Raw genomic sequence first — 18,269 nt, 5'->3', positions numbered from 1 at the left:
ATCCGCTTCTGCCGCGTCCTGTTTCAGGGGATCGACTGCAGCAGCGTCTCGCGTGCCGATTTCAGGTGCCGCCGGCAGGCCTGTTCCACCTGCCGCGGATCGCGCGACTGGAGGGCGGCGATATAGGCGAGGTGCTCTTCCAGGGCGCGGGCATTGCGCTCGCGCGCATGCGCCTTGTTCCACTGGTAGTGATAGTGGAAGACGATGGCGATGACGTCGTAGAAGTCGATGATGAAACGGTTGCTCGAGGATCGGTGCACCAGGAGGTGGAAGCGCTCGTCGAGCTCGGAGAATTCCTTGTAGCGCTTGTCGATGTCGGAGAGGATCGCCCGGTGCACCGCCTCGATCGCCTTGAGCTCGTCCCAGGCCGGATCCTCGTCAGGGAGCGCGACGAAGCGGGCGGCCGAGCGCAGCTCGAACATTTCCCTCACCTCGGTCAGCTCCAGCGCGAACTCGCGCGTGAAGCCCTTCAGCACCCAATGGCTGTTCGGCCGCTTCTCGATCAGGCCGAACCGGCTGAAGCGGATCAGGAACTCGCGCACGCTGGTCGTCCCGGTGCCGATCTCGCGGGCAAGCTCGAGCTCGTTGATTTGCATTCCGGGCTCGGCGCCGCCCGCCAGAATCCGGCGCATGAAGCTGCGCTCGATCCTCTCGGCGAGCGAATCGGTCTCCTCGGTCGGGAAATAGTCGGACGGCCCGGGGCTTCTCAGCACCGTTTTGCGGCGCTTGTCCCAGCTGATCAGCCCAAGCTCCTCCGAGCGCGTCAGGATGGCGCGGACGGTCGTCCGGCTGACGCCGAGCGCCTGCCCGAGTTCCGGCTCCGAAGGCAGCATCGACGTCTCTGCGAGCAGCTTGAGGCAGCGGTTGAAGGCATCCTTGAAGACGGTGTTCTGCTTCGCCATGGGCCGATCCGGCGGTTGGTTGTTGATCCTGGCGCCGACGGAGCTTCGCCGGTCGCAATGGTCTTCTGCAGCGCCGCGCGTCTCATTGGACGCGCAAAGGCCGCTGCAGCACTTTGAATGACTGCATGTCTTCGTCCTCAAGATCGAGCGCGATTTCAGGACGAAGACATGCAGTAACCCGATCGCGACGGTTTGTCTCCTCGACGACTTCATAATACCCATTGACGAACATCTGTCTATTGTAGATAAAAGACAGAAATCGCGCCAAGCGGCGCAGGGGAACCAACCCGGGGGAGCTTCACCGTGCCGGCACCGTCGTCCATCCTTCTTTCGCCTGAGGACAACGTCGTCGTTGCCACCGCGGCGATCGCGCCCGGCGAGCCGATGGCCGGCGGCGTGCCGGCGGCAGTCCGGATCGATGCCGGCCACAAGGCGGCGATCAAGCCGATCAAGGCCGGCGAGCCGGTGGTGAAATATGGCCAGGCGATCGGTCGCGCCACCGCCGACATCGCCCCCGGCGAGCACGTCCACTCGCACAATCTCGCCTTCGATCAGGATCGCCTTGGCGTCGGCGCCGCCGTTCCGCCGGAGGCCGCAAGCGCGGCCGACAAGGCGCGCACCTTTCTCGGCTATCGCCGGGCCGACGGCCGCGCCGCGACCCGCAACTACATCGGCATCATCGCCAGCGTGAACTGTTCCACCACGGTGTGCCGCGCCATCGCCGACGAGGCCAACCGCCGCATTCTGCCGAACTATGAGGGCATCGACGGCTTCGTGCCGATCGTGCACGACCAGGGCTGCGGCATGTCCTCGACCGGCGACGGGATTAAGAACCTTCATCGCACGCTCGCCGGCTATGCCCGGCATGCCAATTTCGGCGGCGTGCTGATGGTCGGCCTCGGCTGCGAGGTCAATCAGCTGACGCTCTACGGCCAGAGCGCATCCGGGGCGGAGAAGCGGCACTTCAATATCCAGGAGGCCGGCGGTTCCCGCCGCTCGGTCGAGCGCGCCCTCGGCATCCTCGACGAGATCGCTCAGGAGGTCGCGACCGCCAGGCGCGTGCCGATCCCGGTGAGCGAGATCATCGTCGGCCTGCAATGCGGCGGCTCCGACGGGCTTTCCGGCGTCACCGCCAACCCCGCGCTCGGGGCTGCCGTCGACATTCTCGCCGGCGCCGGCGGCACGGCGATCCTGTCCGAAACCTCCGAGATCTACGGCGCCGAGCATCTCTTGCGCAGCCGCGCCGTCAGCGAGGGCGTGGCGGCGAAGCTCGACGGCCTGATCTCCTGGTGGGAGGCCTATGCGGCGATGCATGGCGCCTCGCTCGACAACAATCCTTCGCCGGGCAACAAACGCGGCGGGCTGACGACGATCCTGGAAAAATCGCTCGGTGCCGTCGCCAAGGGCGGCCGTTCGCCGCTGACCGCCGTCTATAATTACGCTGAGCGGGTGAGCGAGCACGGCCTCGTCTTCATGGACACGCCCGGCTACGACCCGGTCTCGGCCACCGGCCAGGTCGCGGGCGGCGCGAACGTCATCGCCTTCACCACCGGACGCGGCAGCTGCTTCGGCTGCCGACCCGCACCGTCGATCAAGCTCACCAGCAATACGGCGCTCTATCGCGCCATGGAGGAGGACATGGACATCGACTGCGGCGTCATCGCCTCCGGCGAGGCGACGATCGCCGGCCTCGGCCGCGAGATCTTCGAGCTCATCATCGAGACGGCATCCGGCCGCAAGACCAAGAGCGAGCTCTTCGGCTACGGCGACAACGAGTTCGTCCCCTGGCACCTGGGGGCGACCTTGTAAGCGGAGGCAGGCGGCCTCGGTCACTTTGCCCCTCTCCTCGGGTTTAACCCGGGGACCGACCCTTTCCCCGCAGGCGGGGAGAGGGATCGAGGCAGCGCCGCCAGTCCCCTTCTCCCCGTCAGAACGGGGAGAAGGTGGCCGGCAGGCCGGATGAGGGGCGATTAGAATAGGAAAGCGCATCCTTGCAGGGAGGAGACAGGGAATGCAGACGAGGAAGATCGGCCGGACCAGTCTTTCGGTGACCGAATACAGTTTCGGCACCGCCGGGCTCGGCGGCCTCTATCGCGAATGCCCGCGCGAGGCGGCGATGGCGACGCTCGATGCTGCCTGGGAGGCGGGGATCCGCTATTTCGACACCGCTCCCTGGTACGGGCTCGGACTCGCCGAGCGGCGGGTCGGCGATTTCCTGCGCGACAAGCCGCGCGACTCGTTCGTGCTCTCGACCAAGGTCGGCCGGCTCCTGCATCCGGTGCCCGAGGACGAGGTTCCGGACTATTCCTACGTCAAGGCACTGAATTTCGATGCCACCTACGACTATGGCTATGACGGGATCATGCGCTCGGTGGAGATGAGCTATGCCCGGCTCGGCCTCAACCGCATCGACATCCTCTACGTCCACGACATCGGCGGCTATACCCATGGGGCGGCGAAGAACGCCGTCTACCTGCGCCAGCTCCTCGAGTCCGGCCTGAAGGCGCTGGAGGAGCTGAAGTCGGGCGGCGTCATTTCCGCCTACGGCCTCGGCGTCAACGAGGTGCCGGTCTGCCTCGACGTCATGCGCCAGGCCGACATCGACTGCATCCTGCTTGCCGGCCGCTACACCCTGCTCGACCGCTCGGCGGTCGCCGAGCTGCTGCCGCTTTGCGCAAGCAAAGAGACGTCGCTCGTCGTCGGGGGCGTGTTCAATTCCGGCATCCTGGCGACCGGTCCGGTGGAGGGCGCGCATTTCGACTACATGCCGGCGACCGAGGAGGTGCGCACCAAGGTGGCGGCGATGGAGCGGATCGCGGCGGAGCGCGGCATGCCGCTCGCCGCGCCGGCGCTGCAATTTCCGCTCGCCAACCCCCAGGTCGCCTCCGTCCTGCTCGGCACCGCCAAGCCTTCGAGCCTCGCGCGGAACATGGAACTGACCGGACGGAAGATCGCCCCGGAGGATTTCGCAGCCTTCGAGCCCTACACGCTCGTCGCGCCCGAACTCGGGGCGGATGCGGTGCGGGTCTGACGCCGACGGCCGTCTGCTTTTTTCAATAAGGATCGGACCGCAGGCACCTGGCGGACCGGCCCCCACAACGGAACAACAAGGTGTTACTTGAGAGGAGAACCCGATGAGCATAGCCAAACGCATTCTTTCCCGCCGCGCCTTCAACGCCCTGGCCGGCGCCGCCTTCCTGGTGGCCATGGCGCCCGCGACATCCTTTGCGCAGGACGTCACCATCCCGATCATCGTCAAGGACACGACATCCTTCTACTGGCAGATCGTGCTTGCGGGTGCGCGGGCGGCCGGCAAGGATCTCGGCGTCAACGTGCCGGAGCTCGGCGCCCAGGCGGAATCCGACATCAACGGCCAGATCAGCATTCTTGAAAATGCCGTCGCCGGCGCACCGGCAGCGGTCGTCATCGCCCCGACCGAATTCAAGGCGCTCGGCAAGCCGATCGACGAAGCCGCCAAGTCCGTGCCGATCATCGGTATCGATTCGGCCGCCGATTCGAAGGCCTTCTCGTCGTTCCTGACGACGGACAACGTCCAGGGCGGCCGCATCGCCGCCGACGGCCTCGCCGCGGCGATCAAGGAAGCGACCGGCAAGGAAGAGGGCGAAGTCGCGATCATCACCAACCTGCCCGGCGTCGGATCGCTCGATCAGCGCCGCGAAGGTTTCCTCGATCAGATCAAGACGAAATATCCGGGCCTCAAGGTCGTTGCCGACAAATATGCCGACGGCCAGGCGACGACCGGCCTCAACATCATGACCGACCTCATCACCGCCAACCCCAATCTCGTCGGCGTCTTCGCCTCCAACCTGATCATGGCCCAAGGCGTCGGCCAGGCGATCGCCGAGAACAAGCTCGGCGACAAGATCAAGGTGATCGGCTTCGACAGCGACGAAAAGACCGTCGGCTTCCTCAAGGAAGGGGTGCTCGCCGGTCTCGTCGTGCAGGACCCCTACCGGATGGGCTATGATGGCGTGAAGACGGCGCTCGCGGTCTCGAAAGGCGAGAAGGTCGAGGCAAATGTCGACACCGGCGCCAACCTCGTCACCAAGGCCAACATGAGCGAGCCGAAGATCGACGCGCTGCTGAACCCGAAGGTCAACTGAGGAAGCGAAAGCGCGCGGCGGCCGCAAGGCCGCCGCGGCACACCACGGTAAGCGGCCGGCCCTCGAGGCGGCCGCTCATCCAGACAGGACGAGGAGGGCATGATGACAGGGCTTAGCGAGGTCACCCAACGCCATGATGGGCAAATCACGGCGGTTGGGCATCCGGTTCCCAAGGGTGAACCTATTCTGGAACTCAAGGTCCTGAAAAAGAACTACGGTGCCGTCGAGGCGCTGAAGCCTGCGACCATGACCTTCCTTTCCGGTGAGATTCACGCGATCGTCGGCGAGAACGGCGCCGGCAAGTCGACGCTGATCAAGCTTCTGACCGGCGTCATCCCGCGGACCTCGGGGGAAATCCTCTGGTGCGGCGCGCCCGTCGCGCTCGCCAACCCCAACGAGGCGATCGCCCGCGGCATCAATGCGGTCCACCAGGAGGTGGTGCTTTGCCCGCATCTGAGCGTTGCCGCCAATATGTTCCTGGGCGACGAGATGAACAGCCGCGGCCTCATGCGCAAGCGTGCCATGACCGATGCCGCCCAGGCCGTGCTCGACGACCTCGGCTTCAACCTGCCCGCCAATGCCGAGCTCGGCAGCCTGACGATCGGCCAGCAGCAACTGGTCGCCACCGCGCGGGCGGCGATGCGCGGCACGCAGTTCCTGATCTTCGACGAGCCCACGGCCTACCTCACCGGGCAGGAGTCCGCGCAGCTCTTCCGCCTCATCCGCAGGCTGCAGAGCCAGGGGGTGACGATCGTCTATATCAGCCACAGGCTCGAGGAAGTGTTCGAGCTCGCCGACCGCGTCTCGGTGCTCCGCGACGGTACCCATGTCGGCACGCGCCCGATCACCGAGACGAACGAGGCCGAACTGATCGCCCTGATGATCAACCGCACGATCGAGCAGATCTACCACAAGGAGCATTTCGCGCCGGGTGAGACGATCGTCGAGACGCGGGGCCTCTCGGGCCCGGGCTTCCGCGACGTGTCGCTCACCGTCCGGGCCGGCGAGATCGTCGGGCTATACGGGCTGATCGGCGCCGGGCGCAGCGAGTTCGCCCTCGGCCTCTACGGCCGTCATCCGACGACCGCCGGCGAGATTTACTGGCAGGGCCGCAAGGTCTCGATCGCCAATGAGCGCACCGCGATGGAACTGGGCATCGCGCTCGCGCCGGAGAGCCGCCGCGACCAGGGCCTCTGCCTCAACCTGCCGATCGGCCTCAATATCAATCTGCCGGTCTTCCGGCGGATGACGCGCGGCCTGACGATCAATCGCGCCGAGGAGGCGGCCAATGCCGACCGCCAGATCCGCGATCTGCAGATCAAGACCCCGTCGCGCCGCGTGCTCGCCTCCGCCATGTCCGGCGGCAACCAGCAGAAGATCGTCATCGGCAAGTGGCTCAGCCACGGCGCCAGACTGTTCATCTTCGACGAGCCGACCGTCGGCGTCGACGTCGGCACCAAGGCGGAAATCTATCGGCTCTTCGCCCGTCTGCTCGAAAACGGGGCGGGGATCATCCTGATCTCCTCCTACCTGCCGGAGGTCTACGAACTCGCCGACCGCCTGCACGTGTTCCGGCAGGGGCGGCTGGTTGCGAGCCACGACTACCGCGCAGCAAGTCATGAGGAAGTGCTGGCGCAGGCGATCAACGCCTGAACGCCGCAACTGGAAACAAGGAATGCAGGGAGAAAAGCGATGAGTGTGGAAACGATTGAGAGTGCGGGGCCGGCACCGCGGAAAGGCGTCAGCATCCTGTTCGGCCTGACGCTCTTCGGGCTGCTGATCGTGCTCTGGCTGCTTCTCGGCCTGGCGACCAACGCATTCTGGACGCCCAACAACATCAGCAACCTCCTGCGCCAGGGCGCGATGACCGCGATCCTCGCCGTCGGCCAGACCTTCGTGATCATCACGGCGGGCATCGATCTCTCCGTCGGCGCCGTCGTCGGCTTCTCCAGCGTCGTCGTCGCCTGGCTCCTTGCCGCCGGCGTGCCGCTGTGGCTGGCGCTCCTCGCGACGCTGCTGATGGGCGTGCTGATCGGCGTCTTCCATGCCTTTGGCATCGTCCGCATGGGCCTCCCCCCCTTCATCATCACGCTCGCGACCCTGACGTCGCTGCGCGGCATCGGCCTCCTGATCACCAACGGCTCGACCATCTCGATCACCAACGAGGCATTCACCACCTTCTCGCGCGCGGATTTCCTCGGCATCCCCAGCCTGTTCTGGATGGTCATCGTCGTTGCGGTTCCTGCCTACGTCTTCCTGCATCTGAGCCGCTTCGGCCGCTATCTCTTCGCCGTCGGCTCCAACAGCGAGGCCGCCCGCCTCTCGGGGGTGAACGTCAACCGCACGATCTATCTCGCCTATATCCTGTCCTCGACCTGCGCCGCCTTCGTCGGCCTGCTGCTCGCCTCGCGCATCGGCATCGGCAATGCCACGCAGGCCGAGGGCTGGGAGCTGCAGGCGATCGCCTCGTCGGTCATCGGCGGCACGAGCCTCTTCGGCGCCGTCGGCTCGGTTCACGGGCCGCTCCTCGGCGCCTTCATCCTCGCGACGATCAACAACGGTGCCAACCTCTTGAACGTCAATTCCTTCTGGCAGCGCATCATCACCGGCCTGCTGATCATCGTCATCGTCTATTTCGACCAGCTCAGGCGCCGTGGCGCGCGATGAGTCGCTTGCATCAAACCGCCACGAAACGTCGGAGCGCCGCATGAAAACCGTCGTCTGCCCGGAGCCGGGCCGCCTCGAACTCGTCGCCCGCGAACGCCCGGCGACCCCTGGCGCCGGCTGGGTGCGCCTGACCGTCAGCCGGGTCGGCATTTGCGGCACCGACTATCACATCTTCGAGGGCAAGCACCCCTTCCTCGAATATCCGCGCGTGATGGGCCACGAGATCTCGGCGACGGTGATCGAAGGCGGACCGGACACGCGGCTGGCGCCGGGAACGCTGGTGGTCGTCAATCCCTACATTTCCTGCGGCGGCTGCGTCGCCTGCCGGCAGGGAAAGCCGAATTGCTGCACGGCGATAAGGGTCCTCGGCGTCCATACCGATGGCGCCTTTTGCGAGGAAATCGTCATGCCGGAAAATAACCTCTATCCGGCTGACGACCTCTCGCCCGAGGCGGCCGCGACGGTCGAGTTCCTGGCGATCGGCGCCCATGCGGTGCGGCGGTCCGGCGTTGCCGCCGGCGCCCGCTCGCTGGTGATCGGCGCCGGGCCGATCGGCCTTGGAACGGCGATCTTCTCGCGCATCGCCGGCCACGAGGTGCGGCTCCTCGACACGAGCGCCGAGCGTCTCGCCTTCGCCGAGGGCGCGCTCGGCTTCGCCCGCGGCATCCTTGCCGATGGCGCGGTCGAAACGGCGGTCGCGGCAGCGACCGGCGGGGAGGGTTTCGACGTGGTCTTCGACGCCACCGGCAATGCCGCCTCGATGGAGCGGTCCTTCTCCCACGTCGCCCATGGCGGCACGCTGGTCTTCGTCAGCGTCGTCAAGGAGGAGATCCGCTTCTCCGATCCCGAGTTCCACAAGCGCGAGATGACGCTCGTCGCCAGCCGCAATGCGACGCGCGAGGATTTCGATCACGTGATCGCCTCGATCGCCAACGGGCTCGTGCCGGTCGAAGCCCTTGTCACGCACCGCACGACGCTCGACGGGGCCGTGCACGACCTGCCGCGTTGGGCACACGACAAGAGGGGCCTCGTCAAGGCCGTCATCCGGGTCGCGTCCGCATAAGCTCCGCCGATCCGGTCGGCCGCGATGGGGCCGACCGGCCGCCGGCTCAAACCGCTGTTTCCTGGGGACGAGCGGCCGTTTATCGCGATTTCCGGTTCGTGAGGTACGAACGTCATGGCGCGACCGGCCGCGCAATGCTATCTCCGTATATTAGTAATATGATTCCCTAAAACGTGAGGGGGTCTTATGTTGCACTGCACAAAAAACATGGTAGTCTGCCGGCCAGTGCGGACACCAGGACCAGCAATCGCAGGCTTTCGTCCGATTGGGAGCGGCATTGTCACTGATTGAAACAAGGGGTACGCGTCCCATGTTCTACCAGCTTTACGAAATGAACCATGCAATGATGGCACCGTGGCGGACAGCGGCGGACGCCATGCGGCTGGCCTTCAGCAACCCGATGAACCCGGTATCGCACACCTATTTCGGCCGTGCCGCGGCCGCGGGGCTCGAGGTTTTCGAGCGCGCCACCCGCCGCTATGGCAAGCCGGAATTCGGCCTCGCCGAGACGGTTGTCGACGGGCAGCCGGTGCCGGTCAAGGAGAAGATCGTCTGGCGCGCGCCCTTCTGCAATCTCATCCATTTCGCCCGCTCCCTGCCCAAGGGCCGGGCCGCGGATCCGAAAGTCCTGGTGGTCGCGCCGATGTCCGGCCACTATGCGACGCTCCTGCGCGGAACGGTCGAGGCGCTGCTGCCCCATTCCGACATCTACATCACCGACTGGATCGACGCCCGCATGGTTCCGCTCTCCGAGGGAACCTTCGATCTCGACGACTATATCGACTACGTCATCCAGATGCTCCACCATCTCGGGCCGGATACCCATGTGATCGGCGTCTGCCAGCCGGCGGTGCCGGTTCTGGCGGCGGTTTCGCTGATGGAGGCGGAGGGCGACCCGCTGGCGCCGTCGTCGATGACGCTGATGGGCGGCCCGATCGACACCCGCATCAATCCGACCGCGGTGAACCAGCTCGCCGAGCAGCGGCCGATCGAGTGGTTCCGGGACAATGTCATCATGCCGGTGCCCTGGCCGCAGCCGGGCTTCATGCGCATGGTCTATCCGGGTTTCCTGCAGCTCTCGGGCTTCATGTCGATGAACCTCGACCGTCACCTGATCGCCCACAAGGAGTTCTTCGCCCATCTCGTCAAGAACGACGGCGACGCCGCCGACAAGCATCGCGACTTCTACGACGAATACCTCGCGGTCATGGACCTGACGGCGGAGTTCTACCTGCAGACCGTGCAGGTGGTGTTCGTCCAGCATGCGCTGCCGAAGGGCGAGATGATGCACCGCGGCAAGCGGGTCGACCCCTCCGCGATCCGCCGGGTGGCGCTGCTGACCGTCGAGGGCGAGAACGACGACATTTCCGGCGTGGGGCAGACCAAGGCGGCGCAGACCATCTGCACCAACATCCCTGAACACATGCGCATGCATTACATGCAGCCGGATGTCGGCCACTACGGCGTCTTCAACGGCTCGCGCTTCCGCCGCGAGATCGCGCCGCGCATCGTCGCCTTCCAGCGCGAGCACTCGCGCCATCTGAAGCCGGTCAAGCAGATCATCAAGGGCGGGAAGTCGGCCTGAGACCCGCCGCCGGAGGCGTCCGGCGGCTTTCCGGCAACGCGATCCGTCAAGGCTTGACCTCGCGATTTGCCGATTGAGAGTCAAGGTCTTGGCCGATTCCGGGACGCGACGTCTTGCGGACCGGGCACAGGTTTCCCACATCGTTTTCATCGGGCCGCGATGGGCGGCGCGTTGATTGCAAGGAATCCTGAAGATGAACCAATCTGCACTGATCCGTCCGGACTGGACGCCTGCGACCATTGCGCTGATGGTGCTGGGTTTCATTGTGTTCTGGCCGCTCGGTCTGGCAATGCTTGCCTATATCCTGTTCGGCGACAAGCTGAGGGCCTTCAAGAAGGACGCCAATGAAGGAGTGGATCGCATGTGTGCCGGCTTCAGACGCCACCAGCATCGCGCTCACTGGGCGCACCATCGCACCGGCAATGTCGCCTTCGACGACTGGCGCGAGGCGGAGCTTCGCCGTCTCGACGAAGAGCGCCGCAAGCTCGACGAGATGCGCGAGGAATTCGATGCCTATGTGCGCGAGCTCCGCCGCGCCAAGGACCAGGAGGAGTTCGACCGCTTCATGCGCGAGCGCAAGAACGGCCGCGAAGGGTCGGCGCCGGGCTTCGAGGCGCACTGATTGGACGGAACGGTCTCCGGTGTTTCACATGAAACGCCGGAGGCGCGGTTGCCCCTCGTCCCGCTGCCGCGACCTTCTCCCCGTTTTGACGGGGAGAAGGGACAAGCCGCTTGGCTCCCGCCCTTTGCGCGCGGATGAGAGGGGACAAAGTCGGCGCCGCCAGCCTCTTTTCCCCGGGGAGAAGGCGCCGGCGTCCGCTCGCATTCCGCTCTACCTGAAGGCGCCGCGAATCGGCTAGAAAGGCCCAATGTTTCCTTCTCTCCAGCGGCGCCGTGGCAATGGAACGGTCCCCGATGTCACGCGCGATATCGAAGTCGCCGGCAAGGTCCTTCCCCTGACCATCCGGCAGAACGAGCGCGCGACGCGGATGACGCTTCGCATCGAGCCGGGTGGGCGGGCGCTGAAGCTGACCGTGCCGAAGGGGCTGCCGGAGCGCGAGGTCAGCGCATTCCTCACCCGCCATCAGGGCTGGCTGATGACCAGGCTTGCCCGCTTCTCCGGCGAAAGCGAGCTCGAGCACGGTGGCTCCATCCTCATCCGCGGCGTTGCCCATCGCATCGAAAGGACCGGCCGGCTTCGCGGGCTGACCGAGGCCGTGATGATCGGGGACGAGGCAATTTTGCGGGTCGGCGGTGCCGAGGAGCACCTGCGCCGGCGCATCGCCGACTATCTGAAGAAGGAGGCGCGCGGGGAACTCGAGCGCCTCGTCGCCGTCTATGCCGGGCGGATCGGACGCCGGGCGCGCTCGCTCAGCCTCAAGGATACCCGCAGCCGCTGGGGCTCCTGTTCCGCCGAGGGCGACTTGAGCTTCTCCTGGCGGATCGCCATGGCGCCGCCGAAGGTGATCGCCTATCTCGCCGCCCACGAGGTCGCCCATCTCCAGGAGATGAACCACGGCCCCTCATTCTGGGCGCTCTGCGAAAGATTGTGCCCGGAAACGAGCGATGCCAAGCACTGGCTGAAGCGCAACGGCACCATGCTGCACGCGATCGATTTCGGCTAGCTCTCAAGCTGAGCGTGCTGGTCAAGCTGAGCGTGCTGTAGGTAGGGTCCTCTCCCCGCATGCCCCGCATGCAGGGAGAGACGCCCGTGTGATCTTCCGCAGGCGGGCAGAGGGGACTGAGGCGCCGCCGCGAGTCCCCTTCGCCCCGCCTGCGGGGAGAAGGTGGCCGGCAGGCCGGATGAGGGGCGCCCCCGGGGAAACTCGCCGCGGATGCGAGCCGTAAGACTCGATCGTGATAGAATGCGGCAGCCGGTTACGGCGCCTCACTATAATGCCGGCGGCGAGCAACGGTTTTGCTCGACTCGGGCGGCATTTCGTGCAAGGTCGCTTCCCATGAAAACCGAAATAAAGATTTGCGGATTGAAGACCGCGGAGGCTATCGAGCACGCCGTGGCGCTCGGCGCTTCGCATACCGGCTTCATCTTCTTCCCGAAGAGCCCCCGCAACATCGAGCCGGACGATGCCGGCCGCCTCGGGGATCGCGTGCGCGGCCGGGCGAAGATCGTGGCCGTCACGGTCGATGCGGACAATGACGATCTCGACGAGATCGTGTCGGCGCTCCGTCCGGATATCCTGCAGCTCCACGGCAGCGAGAGCCCGGACCGGGTACTGACCGTCAAGGCGCTCTACGGCCTGCCGGTGATGAAGGCCCTGTCGGTGCGCGAGGCTTCCGACCTCGAGCGGATCGGTCCCTATGTCGGTATCGCCGACCGCTTTCTCTTCGACGCCAAGCCGCCGGCCGGCTCGGAACTGCCGGGCGGCAACGGCGTCTCTTTCGATTGGAAGCTGCTCGACGCGCTTGACGGAAGCGTCGATTACATGCTTTCCGGTGGATTGAATGCAGACAATATCGGCGAGGCGCTTTCGCTGACCGGCGCAAGTGCCGTCGATATATTCTCCGGGGTCGAGCGCGCGCCGGGTGTCAAGGATTTGAAGCTCATGGACGCGTTTTTCGAGGCTGTTCGCCGGGCGGAAGCGCAACGGCCACGATCAGGGAGCAAGACGTGAATCAGGTTCATAAACCGAACTCCTTCAGGGCCGGACCCGACGAGGACGGCCGCTTCGGCATCTTCGGCGGCCGTTTCGTCGCCGAAACGCTGATGCCGCTGATCCTCGACCTGCAGGACGAATGGACCAGGGCCAAGGACGACCCGGCCTTCAAGGCGGAACTCGAAAAGCTCGGCGCCCACTATATCGGCCGGCCGAGCCCTCTCTATTTCGCCGAGCGCCTGACCGCCGAGCTCGGCGGCGCCAAGATCTATTTCAAGCGCGAGGAGCTGAACCACACCGGCTCGCACAAGATCAACAATTGCATCGGCCAGATTCTGCTCGCGAAACGCATGGGCAAGACCCGGATCATCGCCGAGACCGGTGCCGGCCAGCATGGCGTCGCGTCCGCGACGGTTGCCGCGCGCTTCGGCCTGCCCTGCGTCGTCTACATGGGCGCGACCGACGTCGAGCGCCAGGCGCCGAACGTCTTCCGCATGAAGCTGCTGGGTGCGGAGGTCAAGCCGGTGACGGCCGGCCACGGCACGCTCAAGGACGCCATGAACGAGGCGCTGCGCGACTGGGTGACGAATGTCGACACCACCTATTACCTGATCGGCACGGCCGCCGGGCCGCATCCCTATCCGGAGATGGTGCGCGACTTCCAGGCCGTCATCGGCCAGGAAGCCAGGCAGCAGATCCTCGAAGCCGAAGGCCGCCTGCCGGACCTCGTCATTGCCGCGGTCGGCGGCGGCTCCAACGCGATCGGCATCTTCCATCCCTTCCTCGATGACGAGAGCGTGAAGATCGTCGGCGTCGAAGCGGGCGGCAAGGGCCTCGACGGCGACGAGCATTGCGCCTCGATCACCGCCGGCTCGCCCGGCGTCCTGCACGGCAACCGCACCTACCTGCTCCAGGACGGCGACGGCCAGATCAAGGAAGGCCATTCGATCTCCGCCGGGCTCGACTATCCCGGCATCGGTCCGGAACATGCCTGGCTCAACGATATCGGCCGCGTCGAATATGTGCCGATCATGGACCACGAGGCGCTCGAGGCGTTCCAGACGCTGACGCGGCTCGAAGGCATCATTCCGGCGCTGGAGCCGTCGCATGCGCTGGCCGAGGTCATCAAGCGGGCGCCGAAGATGGGCAAGGACGAGATCATCCTGATGAATCTCTCCGGCCGCGGCGACAAGGACATCTTCACCGTCGGCAAAATTCTGGGTATGGGGCAGTAACGAATGACCGCACGCATGGAGCAAAGATTCGCCGATGTCGCGGCGCAAGGTCGTCCGGTCCTCGTCACCTATTTCATGGGCGGCGACCCGGATTTCGACACGTCGCTGGCGATCATGAAGGCGCTGCCCAAGGCCGGCGCCGACGTCATCGAACTCGGCGTGCCCTTCTCCGACCCCATGGCCGACGGCCCGGCGATCCAGCTTGCCGGCCAGCGGGCGCTGAAAGCCGGCCAGACGCTTGCCAAGACGCTCGAGCTTGCCCGCCGCTTCCGGCAGGACGACCAGCGCACGCCGATCGTGCTGATGGGCTACTACAATCCGATCTACGTCTATGGTGTCGACCGCTTCCTCGCCGACGCGCTCGACGCCGGCGTCGACGGCCTGATCGTCGTCGACCTGCCGCCGGAAATGGACGACGAACTCTGTATCCCGGCGCTCGACAAAGGCATCAATTTCATCCGCCTGGCGACGCCGACGACGGACGACCGCCGTCTGCCCAAGGTCCTCGAAAACACCTCCGGCTTCGTGTACTACGTGTCGATGACCGGCATCACCGGCTCGGCGCTGCCGGATCCGTCGCTGATCGCCGGCGCGGTTCAGCGCATCAAGGCGCATACGCGGCTGCCCGTCTGCGTCGGTTTCGGCGTGAAGACGCCGGAGCATGCCCGTGCCATCGGCGCCTCGGCCGATGGCGTCGTCGTCGGCACGGCTATCGTCAACCAGATCGCGTCGAGCCTGACGGAAGAGGGCCACGCCACGGAAGCAACGGTCCCCGGTGTCGAAGCGCTCGTCAGGGGGCTTTCGGCCGGCGTCAGGGCGGCAAGGCTCGCAGCAGCCGAATAATCGCCTATATTGACGCGCAGAACCCGAAGGAAATCTTCAGGAGTTTACCTAAGTGAACTGGATCACAAACTACGTTCGGCCGAAGATCAATTCGATGCTCGGCCGCAGGGAAGTTCCGGAGAACCTCTGGATCAAGTGCCCTGAAACCGGCGAGATGGTGTTCCACCGCGATCTCGAAGAGAACAAGTGGGTCATCCCGCAATCCGGCTACCACATGAAGATGCCGGCGAGGGCCCGGCTGAGGGACCTCTTCGACGGCGGAATCTACGAGGCGCTGCCGCAGCCGAAGGTGGCGCAGGACCCGCTCAAGTTCCGCGATTCGAAGAAGTATACCGACCGCCTGCGCGACAGCCGCGCCAAGACCGAGCTCGAGGACACGATCGTCGCCGGCCTCGGTCACGTCCAGGGCGTCAAGCTCGTGGCGGTCGCCCATGAGTTCAACTTCATCGGCGGCTCGCTCGGGCTTGCGGCCGGAGAGGCGATCGTGAAGGCCTTCGAGCGGGCGATCGCCGAGAAATGCCCGCTGGTGATGTTCCCGGCCTCGGGCGGCGCCCGCATGCAGGAAGGCATCCTCTCGCTGATGCAGCTTCCGCGCACGACCGTGGCGGTCAACATGCTGAAGGAAGCGGGACTGCCCTATGTCGTCGTCCTCACCAACCCGACGACCGGCGGCGTGACCGCATCCTATGCGATGCTCGGCGACATCCACCTCGCCGAACCCGGGGCGGAGATCGGCTTTGCCGGCAAGCGCGTGATCGAGCAGACCTTGCGCGAAAAGCTGCCCGAGGGCTTCCAGACGTCCGAATATCTTCTCGAGCACGGCATGGTCGACATGGTGGTCAAGCGCCACGACATCCCGGCGACGCTCGCGCGGGTGCTCAAGATCCTGATGAAGAAGCCGGCCGAGGCGGCCAAGCGCGAAGGCGGCTCGCAGGTCGCCGCGTTGCCGCTCGCGGCGAGCGCGGGATGAGGACGGGTGTGCGTCGTTTCCACCGGGATCCGGCGCCTATGAGAATGATGCCATCGTGATCCCGATCCGGATGGAACGCGCGCTGCCCCGCGTGTTCCGCCGGCTTGAGCGAGCGACGCGCGATTGCTTTTTCCGCCCGTTCGGCCGCGTGTCCAAATCAGACGCTCGGAAGTCGCTGTAGCATTTTGACTTGCCGCATGATTTTCTCCTATGTCGATCCGGGGAATCATGCGGGAAGTGGGGTTTCCGCCCGCCTTCCGCGCCTCGATTTGTTAGAATGGATCAGTTCTCGGAGCTACAACCATGACGGCGACGCGGGTCAGCGAAGCGGCGCGGGAGATCGACAAGCTTCTCGCCCTCCATCCCAAGGGGTTCGACCTGTCCCTGGACCGGATCACCCGCCTGCTTGCGGCGCTCGGCAATCCCGAGCGGCGGCTGCCGCCGGTCATCCATGTTGCCGGCACCAACGGCAAGGGCTCGGTCACCGCCTTTTGCCGCTCGATCCTCGAGGCCGAGGGACTGAGCGTCCATGTGCATACCTCGCCGCATCTCGTGAACTGGCATGAGCGCTACCGCCTCGGTGTCAAGGGCGGCCGGGGAGCGCTGGTCGGCGACCAGGTTCTTGCCGATGCCGTGCGGCGCGTGGCGGACGCCAATGGCGGCGAGAAGATCACCGTCTTCGAACTCCTGACGGCGGTCACCTTCCTGCTTTTCGCCGAGCATCCGGCGGACGTGGCGATCATCGAGGTCGGCCTCGGCGGCCGCTATGACGCGACGAACGTCATCGCCCGGCCCGCGGTTTCGGTCATCATGCCGATCTCGCTCGATCACCAGTCCTATCTCGGCGATCGGGTCGAATTGATCGCCGCCGAGAAGGCCGGGATCATGAAGCGCGGCTGCCCGGTGGTGATTGGCCACCAGGAGGAAGACGGCGCACGCGACGTGCTGGTCGCGACCGCCGAGCGGCTCGGCTGCCCGATCTCCGTCTACGGCCAGGATTTCATGGCGCACGAGGAATTCGGCCGGCTGATCTTCCAGGACGAAAACGGCCTTGCGGACCTGCCGCTGCCGCGGCTGCCGGGCCGGCATCAATATGCCAATGCCGCCGCCGCGATCCGCGCGGTCCGGGCCGCCGGCTTCGATGTTTCCGAGACGGCGATCGAAAAGGGCCTGGCCGGCGTCGAATGGCCGGGCCGGCTGCAGCGCCTCGCCGGCGGCAGGCTTTCGCATCACGGGCCGCCGGGCGCCGAGATCTGGGTCGACGGCGGCCATAATCCGGGCGCAGGCCAGGTCATCGCCGAGGCGATGGCGACCTTCGAGGAGCGCGAGCCGCGGCCGCTGTTCCTGATCATCGGCATGATCAACACCAAGGATCCGGTCGGCTATTTCAGGGCCTTTCTCGACATCGCCGAACAGGTCTTCACGGTGCCGATCCAGGGCTCCGACGCGGGCCTTGATCCGGTGGCGCTGGCCGCCGACGCCACCTTTGCCGGGCTGGAGACCAATGCGGCCTCCTCGGTCGCCGAGGCGCTCGGCCAGATCGCCGAACTCACCGAGGAGGACCCGGTGCCGCCGCGCATCCTGATTGGCGGCTCGCTGTACCTCGTCGGCGATGTGCTCGCGGAGAACGGCACGCCGCCGCGGTGAGGCTCGCAACAGCAGGGTTTGCCTAGCCTCTGCCCCTCATCCGGCCTGCCGGCCACCTTCTCCCCGCAAGCGGGGCGAAGGGGGCTCGCGGCCACGCCGCTTGTCCCTTCTCCCCATCAGCATGGTGAGAAGGTGCCGGCAGGCGGATGAGGGGCGGCGCCTCGCTCGGCCCGAACACATGCAAGTCCAAGGGTGAGGGGCAAACGCCATCCCCCTTGCATTTCCGCTTCCCCGACAAGAAAAAGCCCGGGCGAGCCCGGGCTTTCGATCCTGCGTGAACCGACGCCTCAGGCGGCGGCGTTCGCGATCCAGGAGCTGAGCGCGGTCTTCGGCGCGGCACCGACCTTGATGTCGGCGACTTCGCCGGCCTTGAACAGGGCGAGCGTCGGGATCGAGCGGACGCCGTACTGGGCGGCGAGTTCCGGGTTTTCATCGATGTTGAGCTTGGCAACCTTGACCTTGCCGGCGAGCTCGGTGGCGATTTCCTCGAGGCTCGGCGCGATCATCTTGCACGGGCCGCACCATTCGGCCCAGAAGTCGACGACCACCGGTTCGGCCGAGTTCAGCACTTCCTTCTGAAAATTGGACGTATCGACTTTCACAGTAGCCATCGGCTGC

16 protein-coding genes are annotated in these 18,269 nt (G+C 65.8%); 14 read left to right on the top strand and 2 right to left on the bottom strand.

The features are described 5' to 3' along the window. Nucleotides 1–23 precede the first annotated feature (23 nt). Nucleotides 24–902 carry a GntR family transcriptional regulator gene (locus ATB98_RS19585; protein WP_066876508.1) on the bottom strand — a complete coding sequence of 293 codons (879 nt, stop codon included), beginning with the start codon at nt 900–902 and terminating at the stop codon, nt 24–26. A gap of 303 nt (nt 903–1,205) precedes the next feature. Between ATB98_RS19585 and ATB98_RS19580 the strand changes: the two genes are divergently transcribed. The 14 genes from ATB98_RS19580 (at nt 1,206) to ATB98_RS19515 (ending at nt 17,651) form a co-directional block, all read left to right on the top strand. Further along, complete coding sequence (locus ATB98_RS19580) at nt 1,206–2,711, top strand: UxaA family hydrolase (RefSeq protein ID WP_066876505.1); 1,506 nt, start codon at nt 1,206–1,208, stop codon at nt 2,709–2,711. Nucleotides 2,712–2,913: 202 nt separating this feature from the next. Then, nucleotides 2,914–3,933 carry an aldo/keto reductase gene (locus ATB98_RS19575; RefSeq protein WP_066876503.1) on the top strand — a complete coding sequence of 340 codons (1,020 nt, stop codon included), beginning with the start codon at nt 2,914–2,916 and terminating at the stop codon, nt 3,931–3,933. A 103-nt stretch (nt 3,934–4,036) separates the two neighbouring features. Then, nucleotides 4,037–5,026, top strand: coding sequence for an ABC transporter substrate-binding protein (locus ATB98_RS19570; protein WP_066876501.1), 990 nt, complete (start codon nt 4,037–4,039; stop codon nt 5,024–5,026). A 102-nt stretch (nt 5,027–5,128) separates the two neighbouring features. Further along, the gene (locus ATB98_RS19565) at nt 5,129–6,679 is read left to right on the top strand and encodes a sugar ABC transporter ATP-binding protein (protein WP_066876499.1); all 1,551 of its coding nucleotides are present in this window, start codon (nt 5,129–5,131) and stop codon (nt 6,677–6,679) included. Nucleotides 6,680–6,718: 39 nt separating this feature from the next. After that, entirely contained in the window at nt 6,719–7,693 is a 975-nt protein-coding gene (locus ATB98_RS19560; protein ID WP_066876495.1) for an ABC transporter permease, read from the top strand. Nucleotides 7,694–7,733: 40 nt separating this feature from the next. Then, the gene (locus ATB98_RS19555) at nt 7,734–8,756 is read left to right on the top strand and encodes a zinc-binding alcohol dehydrogenase family protein (protein WP_066876493.1); all 1,023 of its coding nucleotides are present in this window, start codon (nt 7,734–7,736) and stop codon (nt 8,754–8,756) included. Nucleotides 8,757–9,066: 310 nt separating this feature from the next. Further along, nucleotides 9,067–10,341, top strand: a complete 1,275-nt coding sequence (gene phaZ / locus ATB98_RS19550; RefSeq protein WP_066876491.1) for a polyhydroxyalkanoate depolymerase — start codon at nt 9,067–9,069, stop codon at nt 10,339–10,341. A 193-nt stretch (nt 10,342–10,534) separates the two neighbouring features. Further along, the gene (locus ATB98_RS19545; RefSeq protein ID WP_066876489.1) at nt 10,535–10,963 is read left to right on the top strand and encodes a DUF2852 domain-containing protein; all 429 of its coding nucleotides are present in this window, start codon (nt 10,535–10,537) and stop codon (nt 10,961–10,963) included. Between the two features lie 247 nt (nt 10,964–11,210). Beyond that, a complete protein-coding gene (locus ATB98_RS19540; RefSeq protein ID WP_066876487.1) occupies nt 11,211–11,966 on the top strand; it encodes a M48 family metallopeptidase in 756 nt (251 codons plus the stop codon). 333 nt (nt 11,967–12,299) lie between these two features. Further along, nucleotides 12,300–12,974: a phosphoribosylanthranilate isomerase gene (locus tag ATB98_RS19535; protein WP_066876485.1), complete on the top strand. Its 675-nt coding sequence runs from the start codon at nt 12,300–12,302 to the stop codon at nt 12,972–12,974. Further along, nucleotides 12,971–14,191, top strand: coding sequence for a tryptophan synthase subunit beta (gene trpB / locus ATB98_RS19530; RefSeq protein ID WP_066876483.1), 1,221 nt, complete (start codon nt 12,971–12,973; stop codon nt 14,189–14,191). The genes ATB98_RS19535 and trpB overlap by 4 nt, the downstream gene beginning before the upstream one ends. Nucleotides 14,192–14,194: 3 nt before the next feature. Further along, nucleotides 14,195–15,034, top strand: coding sequence for a tryptophan synthase subunit alpha (gene trpA, locus ATB98_RS19525; protein ID WP_066876481.1), 840 nt, complete (start codon nt 14,195–14,197; stop codon nt 15,032–15,034). Nucleotides 15,035–15,086: 52 nt separating this feature from the next. After that, a complete protein-coding gene (gene accD / locus ATB98_RS19520) occupies nt 15,087–16,004 on the top strand; it encodes an acetyl-CoA carboxylase, carboxyltransferase subunit beta (RefSeq protein ID WP_066876478.1) in 918 nt (305 codons plus the stop codon). A 303-nt stretch (nt 16,005–16,307) separates the two neighbouring features. After that, complete coding sequence (locus tag ATB98_RS19515) at nt 16,308–17,651, top strand: bifunctional folylpolyglutamate synthase/dihydrofolate synthase (protein WP_066876476.1); 1,344 nt, start codon at nt 16,308–16,310, stop codon at nt 17,649–17,651. Between the two features lie 287 nt (nt 17,652–17,938). On the opposite strand, the gene trxA is transcribed toward ATB98_RS19515, so the two are convergent. Then, entirely contained in the window at nt 17,939–18,262 is a 324-nt protein-coding gene (trxA, locus tag ATB98_RS19510) for a thioredoxin (RefSeq protein WP_066876651.1), read from the bottom strand. Nucleotides 18,263–18,269 lie beyond the last annotated feature (7 nt).

Origin of the sequence: Sinorhizobium saheli (assembly GCF_001651875.1) — a bacterium.
In the GTDB taxonomy this organism is placed as follows: Bacteria; Pseudomonadota; Alphaproteobacteria; order Rhizobiales; family Rhizobiaceae; genus Sinorhizobium; species Sinorhizobium saheli.
Note: the sequence above shows the minus strand (reverse complement) of the source record. Positions and strands in the feature narration are given on the sequence as shown.